The organism is Vogesella perlucida, assembly GCF_979366545.1.
Genome location: NZ_CEETRO010000012.1, coordinates 59,111 through 74,760, shown reverse-complemented (window position 1 = coordinate 74,760; position 15,650 = coordinate 59,111). Strand labels below are relative to the sequence as shown.

15 protein-coding genes and 2 tRNA genes are annotated in these 15,650 nt (G+C 62.3%); 6 read left to right on the top strand and 11 right to left on the bottom strand.

Going from position 1 to position 15,650, the window contains the following annotated elements:
• Positions 1–10: 10 nt before the first annotated feature.
• The 3 genes from ACZ9XP_RS16010 to ACZ9XP_RS16000 all read right to left on the bottom strand — a co-directional run bounded on the left by ACZ9XP_RS16010 (position 11) and on the right by ACZ9XP_RS16000 (position 2,645).
• Entirely contained in the window at positions 11–811 is an 801-nt protein-coding gene (locus ACZ9XP_RS16010) for a polyamine aminopropyltransferase (RefSeq protein WP_147688039.1), read from the bottom strand.
• The gene (ttcA, locus tag ACZ9XP_RS16005) at positions 801–1,793 is read right to left on the bottom strand and encodes a tRNA 2-thiocytidine(32) synthetase TtcA (RefSeq protein ID WP_465188762.1); all 993 of its coding nucleotides are present in this window, start codon (positions 1,791–1,793) and stop codon (positions 801–803) included. The genes ACZ9XP_RS16010 and ttcA overlap by 11 nt, the downstream gene beginning before the upstream one ends.
• A 99-nt stretch (positions 1,794–1,892) precedes the next feature.
• Complete coding sequence (locus tag ACZ9XP_RS16000) at positions 1,893–2,645, bottom strand: pteridine reductase (protein WP_465188760.1); 753 nt, start codon at positions 2,643–2,645, stop codon at positions 1,893–1,895.
• A gap of 173 nt (positions 2,646–2,818) precedes the next feature.
• On the opposite strand from ACZ9XP_RS16000, the gene ACZ9XP_RS15995 reads away from it, so the two are divergent.
• The 4 genes from ACZ9XP_RS15995 (at position 2,819) to ACZ9XP_RS15980 (ending at position 4,838) form a co-directional block, all read left to right on the top strand.
• Positions 2,819–3,973: an SAM-dependent methyltransferase gene (locus tag ACZ9XP_RS15995; protein ID WP_147688042.1), complete on the top strand. Its 1,155-nt coding sequence runs from the start codon at positions 2,819–2,821 to the stop codon at positions 3,971–3,973.
• A gap of 89 nt (positions 3,974–4,062) precedes the next feature.
• Positions 4,063–4,139, top strand: a tRNA-Met gene (locus tag ACZ9XP_RS15990).
• A gap of 34 nt (positions 4,140–4,173) precedes the next feature.
• Positions 4,174–4,250, top strand: a tRNA-Met gene (locus tag ACZ9XP_RS15985).
• A gap of 69 nt (positions 4,251–4,319) precedes the next feature.
• Positions 4,320–4,838 carry a GNAT family N-acetyltransferase gene (locus tag ACZ9XP_RS15980; protein WP_206211244.1) on the top strand — a complete coding sequence of 173 codons (519 nt, stop codon included), beginning with the start codon at positions 4,320–4,322 and terminating at the stop codon, positions 4,836–4,838.
• Here ACZ9XP_RS15980 and ACZ9XP_RS15975 read toward each other — a convergent pair.
• The 7 genes from ACZ9XP_RS15975 to ACZ9XP_RS15945 form a co-directional block, all read right to left on the bottom strand.
• On the bottom strand, positions 4,824–5,402 hold the full coding sequence (locus tag ACZ9XP_RS15975) for a cysteine hydrolase family protein (RefSeq protein WP_147685127.1): 579 nt from the start codon (positions 5,400–5,402) through the stop codon (positions 4,824–4,826). The two genes, ACZ9XP_RS15980 and ACZ9XP_RS15975, sit on opposite strands and share 15 nt — an antisense overlap.
• 123 nt (positions 5,403–5,525) lie before the next feature.
• Positions 5,526–6,368 carry a 2OG-Fe(II) oxygenase family protein gene (locus tag ACZ9XP_RS15970; RefSeq protein ID WP_147685130.1) on the bottom strand — a complete coding sequence of 281 codons (843 nt, stop codon included), beginning with the start codon at positions 6,366–6,368 and terminating at the stop codon, positions 5,526–5,528.
• Positions 6,369–6,474: 106 nt separating this feature from the next.
• Positions 6,475–7,251 carry a DUF3658 domain-containing protein gene (locus ACZ9XP_RS15965; protein WP_147685133.1) on the bottom strand — a complete coding sequence of 259 codons (777 nt, stop codon included), beginning with the start codon at positions 7,249–7,251 and terminating at the stop codon, positions 6,475–6,477.
• Positions 7,248–8,030, bottom strand: a complete 783-nt coding sequence (cysE, locus tag ACZ9XP_RS15960) for a serine O-acetyltransferase (protein ID WP_147685135.1) — start codon at positions 8,028–8,030, stop codon at positions 7,248–7,250. The genes ACZ9XP_RS15965 and cysE overlap by 4 nt, the downstream gene beginning before the upstream one ends.
• A 132-nt stretch (positions 8,031–8,162) precedes the next feature.
• Complete coding sequence (rng, locus tag ACZ9XP_RS15955) at positions 8,163–9,659, bottom strand: ribonuclease G (RefSeq protein ID WP_147685138.1); 1,497 nt, start codon at positions 9,657–9,659, stop codon at positions 8,163–8,165.
• 23 nt (positions 9,660–9,682) lie between these two features.
• Positions 9,683–10,279 (bottom strand): Maf family protein, encoded by a 597-nt coding sequence (locus tag ACZ9XP_RS15950; RefSeq protein ID WP_147685141.1) that lies wholly within the window; start codon positions 10,277–10,279, stop codon positions 9,683–9,685.
• 125 nt (positions 10,280–10,404) lie between these two features.
• Positions 10,405–11,187 (bottom strand): 3-hydroxybutyrate dehydrogenase, encoded by a 783-nt coding sequence (locus ACZ9XP_RS15945; RefSeq protein WP_465188759.1) that lies wholly within the window; start codon positions 11,185–11,187, stop codon positions 10,405–10,407.
• Positions 11,188–11,364: 177 nt separating this feature from the next.
• On the opposite strand from ACZ9XP_RS15945, the gene ACZ9XP_RS15940 reads away from it, so the two are divergent.
• Positions 11,365–12,999, top strand: a complete 1,635-nt coding sequence (locus ACZ9XP_RS15940; protein ID WP_465188758.1) for a methyl-accepting chemotaxis protein — start codon at positions 11,365–11,367, stop codon at positions 12,997–12,999.
• Positions 13,000–13,093: 94 nt separating this feature from the next.
• Here the strand turns inward: ACZ9XP_RS15940 and ACZ9XP_RS15935 are convergent, their stop codons facing one another.
• Positions 13,094–14,587: a methyl-accepting chemotaxis protein gene (locus tag ACZ9XP_RS15935; RefSeq protein WP_170253647.1), complete on the bottom strand. Its 1,494-nt coding sequence runs from the start codon at positions 14,585–14,587 to the stop codon at positions 13,094–13,096.
• Between the two features lie 343 nt (positions 14,588–14,930).
• Between ACZ9XP_RS15935 and ACZ9XP_RS15930 the strand changes: the two genes are divergently transcribed.
• Positions 14,931–15,644 (top strand): transporter substrate-binding domain-containing protein, encoded by a 714-nt coding sequence (locus ACZ9XP_RS15930; RefSeq protein WP_240803410.1) that lies wholly within the window; start codon positions 14,931–14,933, stop codon positions 15,642–15,644.
• Positions 15,645–15,650 lie beyond the last annotated feature (6 nt).

The following is a 15,650-nucleotide window of genomic DNA, read 5'->3' as shown; positions in this document are numbered from 1 at the left end:
CCAAATAAAATCAAATCAACAGCCGGTTATTGCTGTGCAGGTTGTTTTCTTTCAGGCGGCGGACAAACTCGCCGAACTCCAGGCCGTAGCGGCCTTCCAGCTCGTCGGCGCGCTTTTCCAGCGCATCCCAGCTGGTGCTGCCCGGCGTGGACTTGAATGCCATCACCGCCACGTTGCCGTGGGTGAGCGCCGGCAGCTCCACCACGCGGCCTTCGAACACCCCCAGCAGGCGCTCGACAAACTGGTGATAGCGCTTGTCGCCGCTCCACCAGTTGGTGACGAACACGCCGTCTTCGGTGAGCGCTCGGTGGCAGTCTTCGAAAAACTCTTCGGTAGTCAGCTCATCCACGATCTGCAGGCCGTCAAAGCCGTCCACCATGATCACGTCGGTGGATTCGCGGAATACTTTCACGTACTCCGCGCCGTCGGCCTGCACGATCTGGAAGAAGTCGCCCTCTTCCGGCAGCTGGAAAAACGCCCGCGCCACGGCAATGACTTGCGGGTTGATGTCTACCGCCACGCTGACGGCGTTGGGCAGGTATTCGTCGATCCAGCGGGCAAAGGAGCCGCCGCCCAGGCCGATCTGCAGGATGTGCGACGGGTCATCGCGCCACAGCAAAAAGCCCATCATGGCGCGGCTGTAGCTCAGTACCAGGTCGGCCGGGTCGTCCAGGTCCATCGAGCTCTGGATGGTTTCCGAACCCAGGTGCAGCGAGCGGATATTATCCGCTTCGGAGATTTCCACTTCCGGCATGGCGTCCACGCTATTGCGCACACGGCGGCGGAAGGGGTGCAGTGCTTTACCCGCCACAGCTGTCTCCTGCCTGGCTATCGGCCTTGGGGCGCGAATCCAGAATGCTGATGGTGCGGCGCGGCTTGACTGCCGTGGCCTCGCCGTCATCGTCTTCGGCCAGGGCTACCGGGTCGCGGAACTCTTCCTTGTCGAAGGCGGTATCGCCGCCTTCGAACGGGCTGTCACCGGTTTGCAGGCCGGCAAAATCGAACAGCTTGGTGTCGGCCAAGTGCGAAGGCACCACGTTTTGCAGGGCGCGGAACATGCTTTCCACGCGCCCCGGGAAGCGTTTGTCCCAGTCGTTCACCATCTCTTTCACCACCTGGCGCTGCAGGTTGGGCTGCGAGCCGCACAGGTTACACGGGATGATGGGGAAGCCGCGTAACGCGGCGTAGCGTTCCAGGTCTTTTTCGCGGCAGTAGGCCAGCGGGCGGATCACCATATGGCGACCGTCGTCGGACACCAGCTTGGGCGGCATGGACTTGAGCTTGCCACCGTAGAACATGTTCAGGAACAGGGTGTGCAGCATGTCGTCGCGGTGGTGGCCCAGCGCGATCTTGGTGGCACCCAGCTCGTCGGCCACGCGGTACAGGATGCCGCGACGCAGGCGCGAGCACAGGCTGCAGGTGGTTTTGCCTTCGGGGATCAGGCGCTTGACGATGCTGTAGGTGTCTTCCTCGATGATGCGGTATTCCACACCAATCGATTCCAGATACTGCGGCAGCACGTGCTCGGGGAAGCCTGGCTGTTTCTGGTCCAGGTTCACGGCCACGATGCTGAAGCTGATAGGCGCGGATTTTTGCAGGCCCAGCAGGATATCGAGCAGGCCGTAGCTATCCTTGCCGCCGGACAGGCAGACCATCACGCGGTCGCCTTCTTCGATCATGTTGAAGTCGTTGATGGCGGCGCCCACGTGGTGGCGCAGGCGCTTGGAAAGTTTATTGCCCTCGAACACGGCCTTTTTGGCCTTGTCGTCGGCAGTCTGTTGCGGTTCGGACATGAGGTACGGCTAAGAAATTGAAAAACCGGCTATTTTAGCCCCCGGCGGCCGGTTTGTACCACCGGGCGGCGCTTATTTTTCACCACCCCGGTCCCGGGTTTACAGCACCACGCTACGGCCGCCATCTACCGCCAGAATCTGGCCGTTAACGTAGTCGGTATCAAACAGCAAAAACGCCACCGCGCGGGCAATGTCGTCCGGCACGCCGGTACGCTGCAGCGGGATGGTGGCTTCGATGGCCTGGCGCTCGGCGCTATCGAACGACACCTCGTCTTCCGGCCACAGATTCACCCCCGGCGACACGCCGTTAACCCGCACCTGCGGCGCCAGCTCCAGCGCCAGGCTACGGATAAGCTGCGCGTGGCCGGCTTTGGCCAGGCTGTATACCAGGTGGCGCTTCATCGGCCGCTCGGCGTGGATATCGACAATGCCGACAATGGCGCCCTGGTTGGCCGCCAGATACGGTGCGGCGGCCTGCGCCAGAAAGAGCGGGGCTTTGAGGTTGCTGCCCATCAGGTCGAACCAGTCTTGCTCGCTGATGCGGCCAACGTCGGTGGGGTAAAAGCTGGAGGCGTTGTTCACCAGGCCGTCCAGCCGGCCAAAGCAGCCCACCGCGTCGGCCACCAGCGCAGGCAGCGCGGCGCTATCCAGCAGGTCGGCCTGCGCCAGCGCTACCGTGTCCGGGCGCTGCGCGTTCAGCTCGGCCGCCAGCACCTGCGCCTGCGTGCGCGAGCCCCGGTAATGCAACACCAGCCGCGCACCGCGGCTGTGCAGATGGCGGGCAATGCCGGCGCCCACGCGGCGCGCGGCACCGGTAATGAGCACCACTTTGTCATTGAGCGAGTTGGTCATGCATGGCCCCTTTTGCGTTGTGTATGCGGCAAGGCGCTTGGCGTCTGCGCGCCGATTAGCGACAATCCGCCATTCTAGTGGCAGTTGCCGCAAGAAACGAGAACCCGCTGCTGCCGGCACACGGCAGCCAGCGTGCGCGTGCACGCTGCCACCCGCCAGCCTACGTAGATACCATGACCCTGCCCCAGCCTTCAGCCGACGCCCTGGCCATCAGCCGCACCCTGGCCACCACCCTGGCCGCCGATATCGCAGACAACGGCGGCTGGATGCCGTTTTCGCGCTTCATGGAACAGGCGCTGTACGCACCCGGGCTGGGCTACTACACCGCAGGTAGCCGCAAGTTTGGCGAGGGCGGCGACTTTGTCACCGCCCCCGAGCTATCGCCGCTGTTTGCACAGACGCTGGCACGCCAGCTGGCTGCGCTGCTGCCGCAAACTGCTGGCCACCTGTTGGAATTTGGCGCCGGTACCGGCCGCCTGGCGGCCGACCTGCTGGCCGAGCTGGAAGCACTGGGCCAGCTACCCGTGAGCTATACCATCGTCGACCTGTCGCCCGACCTGATAGACCGCCAGCGCGCCACGCTGGCCGAGCGCGTGCCGCACCTGGCCAGCCGCGTACAGTGGCTGGCCACACTGCCTGCCAGCTTCGACGGCATCATGCTGGGCAACGAGGTACTGGACGCCATGCCGTGCGAGCTGGTGAGCCGCGGCGTGGATGGCAGCTTGCAGCAGCGCGGCGTTACCGTGCTGGACGGTGCCTTCTGCTACGAAGACCGCCCGTTTACCGATGCGGCACTGGCCACCTTGGCCGCAGAGCTGATACCCGCCACCCCCGGCTACACCAGCGAAATCAGCCTGGCCAACCGCGCCTTCGTCCGCACACTGGGCCACACGCTGCAGCGCGGCGCCATCATCCTGATCGACTACGGCCACAGCGCCAGCGAGTACTACCACCCCGAGCGCCATATGGGCACCCTGCTGGGCCACTACCGCCACCACACCATTCAGGACCTGTTCTACCTGCCTGGCCTGATGGACATTACCTGCCATGTGGATTTCAGCGCAGTAGCGCAAAGCGGCATCGACGCCGGGCTGGACCTGATCGGCTACTGCAGCCAGGCGCAGTTCCTGATCAACTGCGGCATCACCGAGCTGCTATCGCACCTGGATGCGGCCAACGTGAAGCAATACCTGCCGCTGGCCAAGGCAGCGCAGCGCCTGCTGTCACCGGTAGAGATGGGCGAAACTTTCAAGGTGATCGGCTTTGGCAAAGGGGTAGACATAGCCTGGGCAGGCTTTGCCAGTGGCGACCGCTGCTACACGCTGTAAATCCGGCCGCAGGATTTGCACGAAATCTATTGACAGTGCAAAAACGGCTCGGTTATAGTTCGCAGCCTTGATGCAGCGCATCGAGATGTGGCGAATTAGCTCAGTCGGTTAGAGCGACGGAATCATAATCCGCAGGTCCGGGGTTCGAGTCCCTGATTCGCCACCACAGTTTGCGAAGCACTGCTTCGGCAGGGTTTCACGGCGAATTAGCTCAGTCGGTTAGAGCGACGGAATCATAATCCGCAGGTCCGGGGTTCGAGTCCCTGATTCGCCACCAACACAAAAAACCAGCCTTCGGGCTGGTTTTTTGCTTTCCGGCATCTCTGTTTACCTTCACCGCACGTCCATGCAGCACGGCCATATCGTTTTACGCACCATGCACGCCGCCGATTTTGGCGCCATTCTCGCCATCCAGGCACAAAGCTACCCCGCCAACCTGATCGAAAGCCGCGACGCCCTGGCCTCGCGCCACGCGCTATCGCCCGACACCTGCTGGGTGGCCGAGCACGCCGGGCAGGTAAAGGGCTATGTGTTCGCCCACCCGTGGCAGGGCGACACCCCGCCGCCGCTGAACCAGCCGCTGGCAGCGCTGCCCGCGCGTCACGACACCTTGTTCATCCACGATATGGCACTGTGCCGCAGCACCCGTGGTCGCGGCATCGCGCCGCGGCTGCTGGCCCGGCTGCAGGACAAGGCGCGCGAGCGCGGCCTGCGCTTTGCCCGCCTGGTGGCGGTGCAAGGCGCCCAGCACTACTGGGCACGCCACGGCTACCGCGTCTACCCGCTGCCCGCGGCCAAGCTGGCCTGCTATGGCGATGACGCTACCGGCATGGTGGCCGAGTTGGCCGCATCAGGCGCCAGCTAGCACGGCCAACACCTCGGTGCTGGTCTGCACCGTGGCGTATTCGCCGTGCAGGTTGGCCAGCGCCATGGCGTGGACGGTCTGTGCGCTGTGCGCAACGCCGTCAAAGTCCTGCTGCGCGTAGGCGTAGCAGCCATCGGCCACCACGCGCACATCAAAGCCGAGATTGCCGCCGCTACGCGCGGTGGCTTCCACCGAGTTATTGGTACTGACCCCCACCAGCACCAGGCGGCCAATGCCGCGCTGATGCAGCCAGCGCTCGAGCTGGCTGTGGGTGAAGGCGTCCGGTACGTGTTTGTCCACCACGTGCTCGTGCGGCAGCGGCGCCAGCGCGGGCTGCCACTCCACCCCATCCTGCCCCGGCCAGAACACCGAGCCCTGCGTGCGCGACAGGTGGCGCACATGCACCACCGGCTGCCCGGCGTTGCGCCAGGCCGCTAGCAGCTGCGCAATCACCGCCTCGGCGCCAGGGTTGTTGCGCGTGTGCGCCGGCATGCGCTGCATGCCTTTTTGCATGTCGATGATGATGAGCGCGATCGGCGCTGAGGGCGCGGCAAGCTGGGTCATGCGGCAGGCTCCACAAGTAAAACACCATTGTAGCCGCGCCTGCGGCCAACCTTGGGCGCAAAACAAAGCCCGGCGCTATCGGGTGACAGGGCCGGGCTGGCGAATGGCTTGCGAAGCGCAGGCTTACATTTTTACACCCAGCTCGCGCAGGCGCTCGGCCAGGTAGGCTCCGGCGGTATAGCGCGCGGACAGCACCACTTCGTCACGCGGGTGCAGGAATAACGGCAGCGACACACGGCTCTTGCTGGCGCCCTCGCCGGTAGGGTTCACCACGCGGTGCTGGGTGGACGGGTAGTAGCCACCGGACGCTTCGCTCAGCATGTCGCCGATATTGATGATCAGCATGCCGAAATCACAGGGCACGTCGATCCAGTTGCCGTTCATGTCCTGTACTTGCAGGCCCGGCTCGTTGGCCGCCGGCAGAATGGTCAGCAGGTTGATGTCGCCGTGCGCAGCGGCGCGCAGCGAACCGGCTGGCTCGTTACCGGTCAGCGGCGGGTAACGCAGCACGCGCAGCAGGGTTTTCTGGCTGCCCTGAATCATCTGCGACAGCGGCTCGCTGTAGTTGGCCGCAATATCGGCCGGGGTGTACTGCTCCACCCACGCCAGCAGCTCTTGCGCCAGCGTGTTGGCGGTGTCGTAGTAGCGCATGGCGTCGTCTTTCAGCTGCGCCGGGATGCGCCCCCACGGGTAAATGTGGAAGTATTCCTTGATGTCTTTCTGGGTATGGCCTTTGGCGGTTTCGGAGATTTCCGGCGAAAAATAGCCATCCTGTTTTTCTACCGAGAACGCGAAGTCGTGCTTTTCATCGGTACCAAAAAACGCCAGCCAGTCGCGGTAGATGCTTTCTACCAGGTCCTGTGGGATGGGGTGGTTGACCAGCACGCCAAAGCCGGTTTCGTGCAGGCTACGGGTGAACTGTTCGGCCGCGTCGGGCGCGCGGTAATCGACTACGCGTACGTTCATGTCGGGTTTCCTCGTGTGGCGGCACGGTGGCCGTAAACGGGCACACCAATGCAAAGGCGGCGCATTCTACGCCGCCTTCAACACCTGCGAAAGTACCCCATTTGATTTACCAATGGCATACAAAGGGCATGGCACCGGGTACATTTTCACGTTTCAGCACAGCGGCATCCACCAGCTTTTTCACCCGCCAGAACAAAAAACTATCGCTCAGCCAGGCTTGTTCTTCGCGCCCCATCACCTCCCCCACCAGCCTTGCCACAGGCCACTTGCCGGCCAATTTTATGGCATTGACAAGCGCATTGTCGTAATGATCAATCGGGTATTGCTGCAGGCAACCCTGCGCGTCGATGTAGCGTATTCCGTCGCCATGTTCCTGCCAGTAACGCCACTGCGCCGCCAGCTTTTCACGCTCGGCGGCCGTCAGCAAACGGGCACCGGCAAACAGCCCCGGCAGCACCTGCGGCGGCTGGATGCCCATGCAGCTGCGCTCGCCCTGAGCTGGCACACCCACGTGGTACAGCGGAGTATCGGCGTGGGCGTGCTCAGCCAGCATGCACAGCATCAGCCATTCCCCGGCGTGGCCACCGGCCCACGCGTACAGCGGCGCACGCCGTTCCAGCACCTTGAGCTGCGCCTTGCGGCTGGCCCAGTAGGCTTGCACAAAGTCTTCGTCGCGCTGCGGCCACCAGTCTTGCGCCCACAGCACCGCGTTCCAGTAACCCATGCGGGCCTGCGGGTCGATCAAGTCGCAATCGGCCAGCGGGCCCTGGCTGAAATCGTCCTGAAAGCACAGCACCTCGCCCGGCAGCGCGCCATCAGCACACAGCTGCTGCAGCGTGGCCGCCGGCGATGGCATGGCAAAGTGGACGGGGCGAGTGCTCATACGCGCTGGTCCATGTCTAGTGCTGGCGTGCCCGGACAAAGCTGGGCCACCACGCGGGCGGGTACGCCCACCACCGTGCAGTGCGCCGGCACGTCGTCCAGCACCACGCTGCCAGCGCCTACCTTGGAGCAGTCGCCGATACGGATATTGCCCAAAATGGACGTATTGGCACCGATCAGCACGCCATCGCCCACTTTCGGGTGACGGTCGCCGTGGTCTTTGCCGGTGCCGCCCAGCGTCACGCCCTGCAGGATGGACACGTTATTGCCAATGACGGCGGTCTCGCCCACCACAATGCCGGTGCCGTGGTCCAGCATGACGCCGTGGCCAATCTTGGCAGCCGGGTGGATATCGGCGCCCATTACCTCGGAGATACGGTTTTGCAAGAAATACGCCAGCGTCTTTCTGCCCTCTTGCCACAGCCAGTGGGTAATACGCTGGCTTTGCAGCGCGTGAAAGCCCTTGAAGTACAACAGCGGGGTGGAATAGCTATCGCACGCCGGGTCGCGCTCAAAGCAGGCGGTAATGTCGGCGCGTACCGCCTGGATAATGGCAGGGTTGGCCGCAAAGGCCTCGCGGAACAGCTCCATCAATGCGCGCGCGTCCATTACCGGGCTGGCCAGCTTGCTGGACAGGTGAAACGCCAGCACGTCTTCCAGCGTGCCGTGGCGCAGCACCGTCATGTGCAGGAAGCTGGCCAGCAACGGCTCGTCGCGCACCGCCAGCTCGGCCTCCTGCAGGATGGCCAGCCACAGGGTGTCATGGGTGCTTGCAGTCATGCTCTTACCTTTACTTGTTCTGCTTGCCTCGTTTACGGGCATGAAAAAGGGCGCTGCCTGCCGGCGCGCCCTGGGGTGTGTACGGTGCGCGGCCAACTTGCAGCGGGTGGCACCGTGCCGGCCTTGCCAGGCCTACATCAGCACCACGTCAAATTGTTCCTGGCTGTAGGTGCTCTCTACTGCCAGCGAGATGGGCTTGCCGATAAAGTCGATCAGCATCGCCAGGCTTTGTGATTCTTCATCCAGCAGCATGTCGATCACGCTTTGTGCTGCCAGAATGCGGAAGCCTTTGGCATCAAAGCGGCGGGCTTCGCGTACGATTTCACGCTGGATCTCGTAACACACGGTTTGCGCGGTCTTGATCTCGCCGCGCCCCTGACACACCGGACACGGCTCGCACAGCACGTGCGCCAGGCTCTCGCGGGTGCGCTTGCGCGTCACCTCTACCAGGCCCAGGCTGGTAAAGCCGTTAAGCGTCACGCGGGTACGATCGCGCGCCAGCGCCTTGGCCAGCTCGGACAGTACGGCCTCGCGGTGTTCGGCGTTATCCATATCGATGAAATCGACAATGATGATACCGCCCAGATTGCGCAGGCGCAGCTGTCGTGCCAGGGCCAGCGTGGCTTCCAGGTTGGTCTTGAAGATGGTTTCGTCGAAATTGCGGTTGCCCACAAAGCCGCCGGTGTTCACATCGATGGTGGTCATCGCCTCGGTCTGGTCGATAATCAGGTAGCCGCCAAACTTCAGGTTCACCCGGCGCGACAGCGCCTTGTCGATCTCGGTTTCAATGCCGTGCAGCTCGAACAGCGGGCGCTCGCCGCTATAGCGTTCGATCTTGGCCACCGCCGACTGCACATAAGCCTCGGCAAACTCCACCATCTTGCCGTAGTTCTCGGTGGAATCCACGATCACCTTTTCGGTGTGGTCGCTCACCATGTCGCGCAGTACGCGCACCGCCAGCGGCAGGTCTTCGTACAGCAAGCTTTGCGCAGGCAAATGCTGCGATTTGTAGCGAATATCGGCCCATAGCTTGGACAGGTAGCCAATATCGGCACCCAGCTCGGCATCGGTCGCGGTTTCGGCACTGGTACGGATAATGTAGCCGCGCGGCGCGCCCTCCGGCAGCTGTTTTTCCAGGCGGGCTTTCAGGCTGTGACGGTCGGATTCCTGCTCGATCTTCTGCGAAATGCCGATATGTTCTTCCTGTGGCAGGTGCACCAGAAAACGCCCGGCCAGGCTGATCTGCGTGGACAAACGTGCACCCTTGGTGCCGATCGGGTCCTTGATCACCTGCACCAGCACGGTCTGGCCTTCGAACAGCATTTTTTCGATACGCTGTGGCTCGGACGGGTGCTGGCGCTGCTCCAGCACGTCGGCGATGTGCAGGAAGGCGGCGCGCTCCAGGCCAATCTCGATAAAGGCACTCTGCATGCCGGGCAGCACACGCTTGACCTGGCCCAGGTAGATATTGCCCACAATGCCGCGGCTGGCCGCGCGCTCGATATGCAGTTCTTGCACCACGGCGTCTTCCAGCACCGCCACACGGGTTTCCTGTGGTGTGATGTTGACCAGAATCTGCTCTTTCGGGCGCGGCAGGTCACGGGGTAGCGGGATGGGTTGATGCAGCATGGCAGGGCTCCGGGGGTAGCTCATCAGGGAAACTGGAAACCGAAGTTGCCAAGAATCTGTGCGGTTTCATGAATCGGCAAGCCCATCACGCCACTGTAGCTGCCATCGATACGGGTGATGAAGACGGCGGCGCGGCCCTGGATACCATAGGCACCGGCCTTGTCGAACGGCTCGCCGCTGTCGATATAGCGCTGGATCTCGTCTTCGCTCAGCGGCTTGAAGCTCACGTGTGTCACGCTGGTACGCACTTCGATATGCTCGCCCTGGCGTACGGCCACACTGGTCACCGCCTGGTGGCTACGGCCGGAAAACGCCTGCAGCATGCGGCGGGCGTCGGCGGCGTCGGCCGGTTTGCCGAAAATTTCACCGTCTTGCACCACCGTGGTATCGGCGGCCAGCAGCGGGCGCTCGGGCAGGCCGCACTGCTGTACCACTTGCCAGCCGGCTGCCGCTTTTTCACGCGCCAGGCGCTCGGTATAGGTAATGGCGTCTTCGCCAGGCAGGACAGCTTCGTCGATATCGGCGTGGATGCGCTCCAGGCTCACGCCCATGCCAGTGAGGATTTCACGGCGGCGCGGGCTGCCGGAAGCCAGATAAATGCGGGAATCTTGTGCGCTCATGATGGGACGGGTTGGTCATCTAGCGGGCTAGATTACCAGAGCCAGCGGCTGCGGCATATGCCGCAGGCTTGCGCCAGCGCAAGCCTCTGCCATGCCCGGCCTGCGGCCAACCCTGACGGATGCGCTTACTGTGCCGTCCAGCCACCGTCTACCGGCAGCGCCACACCGGTCAGGTTATGCGCCCAGCTACCGCACAGCATGGCCACCGCCTCGGCAATATCCGCCGGCTGGCTCATGCGCCCGGACGGCTGTTTTTCCAGCACCAGGTCGCGCGCGCCTTCGTCGCGGCTGGCACCCAGCTGCGCCGCACGCGCCAGGATTTGCGGCTCGATGAGTGCTGTTTCTACCCAGCCGGGACACACGGCATTCACTGTCACGCCCAGGCCGGCGGTTTCCAGCGCTGCCGCCTTGGTCATACCCACAATACCGAACTTGCTGGCCACGTAGGGCAGCTTGCCGCTGGACGCCACCAGGCCGTGCACCGAGGCAATATTGATGACGCGGCCCCAGCCTGCGGCCAACATGCCGGGCAAGCACAGCTGCATCAAATGGAACGCCGCGGACAGATTCACCGCAATAATCTCGTCCCACTTATGCGGCGGCATCTCCAGCACGGGCGCGGCGTGCTGCATGCCGGCGTTGTTGACCAGTACGTCTACCTGACCATAGTGAGCCAATACAGTTTCAGCCAGTTGTCGTGTGGCGTCGCCACTGCGCAAATCCGCGCTGAAAAATGCGGCGTCACTGGCACCGGCAGCACGCACCGCCGCCAAGGCAGCGGCCTGGCCCGCCTCATCCGCCAAACCATGCAAGGCGATGCGCCAGCCGTTGGCCGCCAGACGGCAGGCAATCGCCAGGCCTATGCCCCGGTCGGCACCGGTAATCAGTGCGGTTTTCTGCTGTTGCATGCTGCCCTCCTTTATTAACCCAATTGCATGAATACAACTATTTCAATTAAATGCAGTAATTATTTGCCACCATATCGATAGCATCATATTTAGCACAGGTAATTGATGAAATAATGCCGGCATCAAATTACACGCCACATCAACGCTGACGCACACTCTGCCCGAGGTTTATCAAGCATGCACTGGTTACACCGTGTGAGTATCCGTACCAAGCTCGTCTGTCTGTTTGCCCTGCTGAATATCCTGACCGTGCTGTCTTTTTCGGTACATAGCTATCTGCGTAGCAGCGAACAAGCCATTGCCGTGATCGACACCCGCCTGAATGCGACCGCGCGCGCCATTCCCACCCTGCTGGGCGAACCGTTCATGGCCAGCATGTTTACCCCCGGCAGCGTCAGCCAGCAGCAAATACTGAACAACGCCAGCCGCATGGACAACTACGCCAGGCAGTTTGGCGTGAAATATCTCTATATGTTGTGGCAGAAAGACGGCAAGGTGGTCTACCTGGCCGACGGTGCCGGCGAGGCAGAACGTAGCAGCAATACCTACGGCCACCACCTGGAAGCCTACGAAGCCAGCCCGGGTCTGTTGCAGGCTTTTGCCAGCCAGACCGTGCAGTACGATGAATACACTGACAAATACGGCACCTTCCGCTCTATCTTTTTGCCAGTCCGCATCAATAACCAGCTGGTCATCCTGGCCGCCGATGTGCCACTGGCGCAAGCTCAGGCCAGCCGCCAGGCGGTATTGCAAGAAGTGCTGCTGATCGGCGTGCTATCGCTGCTGCTGGGGCTGGGCATCGCATGGCTGCTGGCCAGCATGTTGGCCGCCTCCATCAGCAAGATCGCCCACCACATTGCCCGGCAGGCCAGCGAACGCAACCTGGGCAGCAAGCTGAATGTACGCGGCAACGACGAGGTGGCGCAGATGGCACACAGCTTCAACCAGCTGTGCCTGTCAGTCAGCCAGACCTTGCACGAGGTCGCCGACAACGCGAGCCAGGCTTTTCATAGCGCAGAAAACGTCCGCCAAAGCACGCAGAACATGCGCGAAGCCGCCAGCCGCAGCCAGCAGTCGCTGCACACGCTGCACGGCTGCAGCGGCGACATCAGCAACCTGAGCGACCAGAGCAGCCAGATGCTAAGCCAGGCCCAGCAACAGCTGGCCAGCGTAGACCAGGAGCTGGCACTATCGCGCGGGGCGGTTGGCGAGCTGAGCCACGGCATGCACCAGCATGTGGCCGACAACCGCCAGCTGGCGCAGCGCTTTGATGCGCTATCGGCCGATGTACAAAACATTACCGGCATCCTGCAGCGCATTGCCGGCATCTCGGAACAAACCAACCTGCTGGCGCTAAACGCTGCCATCGAAGCCGCCCGCGCAGGCGAAGCCGGCCGCGGCTTTGCCGTGGTGGCCGACGAGGTGCGCAAGCTGGCCGGCCAAACGCAGGCCACGCTGGCCGAAACCGACAATTTTGTCGGCAAACTGCTGCAAACCATCCGCGATACCGCCAGCGTCATTACCGCCCAGGCCGACGAGGCAGACAAACTATCCGGCTGCTCCAGTACCGTGCAAAGTACGCTGGAACAGACCCGCAGCCTGCTGGCGTCCTTGCAGCAAGCGTTCGATCTGAACGTGAGCCATAGCCAGGAAATACGCCAGCTCATCCACACCATGGGGCAGCACATGGCAACGCTGGGTGGCGAAATCAGCCGCAACCGGGAAGAGGCAGACAGCCTGTCTACCGAAGCGGCCAGCATGGAAGAATGCTCGCGCCTGCTGAACAGCTCGCTGCAAGGCTTCCGCTTCTAACGCAAGGCCAAGCTACTGCCAGTGGCATACAAAAAACCGTGCCGGCAGGGCAAGCCCGACCGGCACGGTTTGACACAGTACACCCCGCCTGGGCCTACACCCGGATCTTGCCGGTATCCGCCTGTATGCGGCCAACCGTCTCCAGCATGTCGTGCGTCAGGCTGGCGACTTGCAATACGCGTTCATCGTTGTGGGTAGCGATCGTTGCCACGTCGCTGATCTGCTGGCCGATTTGTTCCACCGCGCTGACCTGCGCGCTGAGCTTGCCGGCGATGCTGGCTACCACCTCTGCCGCACCCTGTACCGACTGGGCGATACTATCGATAGACGCCTCCACGTCCTGGGTAAGTTTCACGCCATTCTGTACCCGCTCCACCATGCTGCTCATGCTGCTGACCGCAACCTGCTTGCTGTCCTGCATGCCTTCTATTTCCAGCTGGATTTCACGCGTAGACAGCGCCGTACGCTCTGCCAGCTTGCGTACCTCGTCAGCCACCACGGCAAAGCCACGGCCATTTTCACCCGCACGAGCCGCCTCGATGGCCGCATTCAGGGCCAGCAGGTTGGTCTGCTCGGCGATATCGCGAATCACATTCACAATGCCGGACACCTTGTCGCTGGCGCTGCCCAGGGTTTCGATACGGCCGGCGGTATCCTGGATGGTGGCCGACATGCGCTGCATCTCTTGCATGGTGCTGCGGATAATGGCCCGCCCCTCGCCAGCTACGTGGTCGGCATCCCGCGTCAGCTGGCTGGCCAGGATGGCGCTGTCCTTGCTGCCGCCCAGGGTCTGGGCCAGCTGGGCCGTCTGCTCGGCCATCTGCTGCGAGCTGCTGCGCTGCAAGGCGGCGTCCTGTTTTACCGTGTGTGACAGCTGGTCCAGCTGCTGACAACGTTGCTGGATACTGTCAGCCTCGCGCACCACACTGCCTACCAGCACCGCCAGCGACTGCTGCATATTGGAAACCGTGGCCAGCATTTCGCTGTCCATCTTTACCGGTATGGCACTTGGCCGCAAATCCCCTTTCGCCATGGTTTCGGCCAACATGGCCACCGTGGCGGCCTCGACGCTCTCGCTGTACATGCGGCGGGCAAAAATCACCAGCACGATGGTTTCGGCCACCACAAAAGCGGCATGCAACACGACGACCCAGAAACTGCCCACCGACGGGTAGGCAAACACCGGCACCTGGTTGAGCTGCAGAAAATAAAAACTGACGTGATGTACGGCGATGATGGCGGCAGCCAGCACAATAGGCAGCCAGTCGCGGTAGTACAGCAGAAAAGCCAGAAAGCAGAAGATGGCAAAGTGAAACTCCAGCATGCCGCGGCTCTGGTGAATCATCAGTGCAGAAAACACCATGAAAGAAGCCGCTACCGCCAGGCGGGTACTGCGCGCGCCTGCTGGCGCCAGTCGCACCAGCAAGGCCGGCACCAGGGCCGCTGGCCCCCCCAGCAGTAGCACCTCCAGCCAGGTATCGTGCCAACTGGCCAGCAGCAGGGTTAGCAGTAGCAGCAGCCACAGCGTCAATACCAAGGTACGGTCAGCCATAGCACGCAGCTGGGCGATACGCCCTTCTGTACTCATTACTTCTGTCACATCATACCTCCGGTCTGTCGGGTCTGAAACACGGTCAACCACTACACAAGCGCATGCCAAAACGTGTCACAGCCTGCCAGTTCAGCATCAGCAAGCCCGCCAGAGCATAAAGTAGCCACAAAGCACACAAGTACCTGGCCACAACGGCACGCCTATTCAATATGAATTTCATTGATTTAACCCCTGCACCTGTCAAGGAGTATAGGCAGGGCGGACTGACCATGGCGCTGACAAATTCAGCGGACTCAACAATAATGCGGTCATTCATTTATCCATACAGCCCAGGCCACCTCACCACCCCATGCGCGTCATCATGCAATGCCTAGCCCTCATGTCATGGCTGCTCGCCTTCACCGCGCATGCAGCAGAGGTGCGCCTGGCCGTAGGCTTGACCAAACTACCCTATGTAGAAACCGGCGGGCGCAGCGGGCTGGAGGCCTCTTTGGCCATTGCCACCCTGGCGCAGGCCGGCTACCAGACCAAAGTCATACAGGTACCCCAGGCACGGGGGCTGGCCATGCTCAAGGAAGGGCAGGTCGATGCCATGATCACCCTCACGCCTTCTGCCTCTGACGCGCTGTTTTATTCCCAACCCCTGCTGTATTACCGTAACCGCGCCATTGCCCTGCATAGCAACGGCATCGTCCTGACCCAGCTGGGCGACCTGTCGCGCTATAGCGTGGCCAGCTTCCAGAATGCCCGTTTACTGTTTGGCGCGGACTTTGCCAATGCGGTAGCGCACTCGCCCAATTACAGCGAACACGCCGATCAGGACACGCTGAACCGCCTGCTGCTGAACCGCCGGGTAGACGTGATCATCAGCGACGAATTCATCTTTCGCGCCAACCCCACCCAAACCGACCTGAACGGGCAGCGCCACGCCATCGTCAGCTACGCCCTGCTGGGCAACTCGCCGCGCCATGTCGGCTTTGCCAATGTGTATCTGCGCCAGCAGTTTGACCAGGCGCTGGTGCGGCTCAAAGCCAGCGGGGAATACGAGCGCATTACCCAGCAATACCGCCAGCGCTACCAGCTGCCCCATTGAAAAACG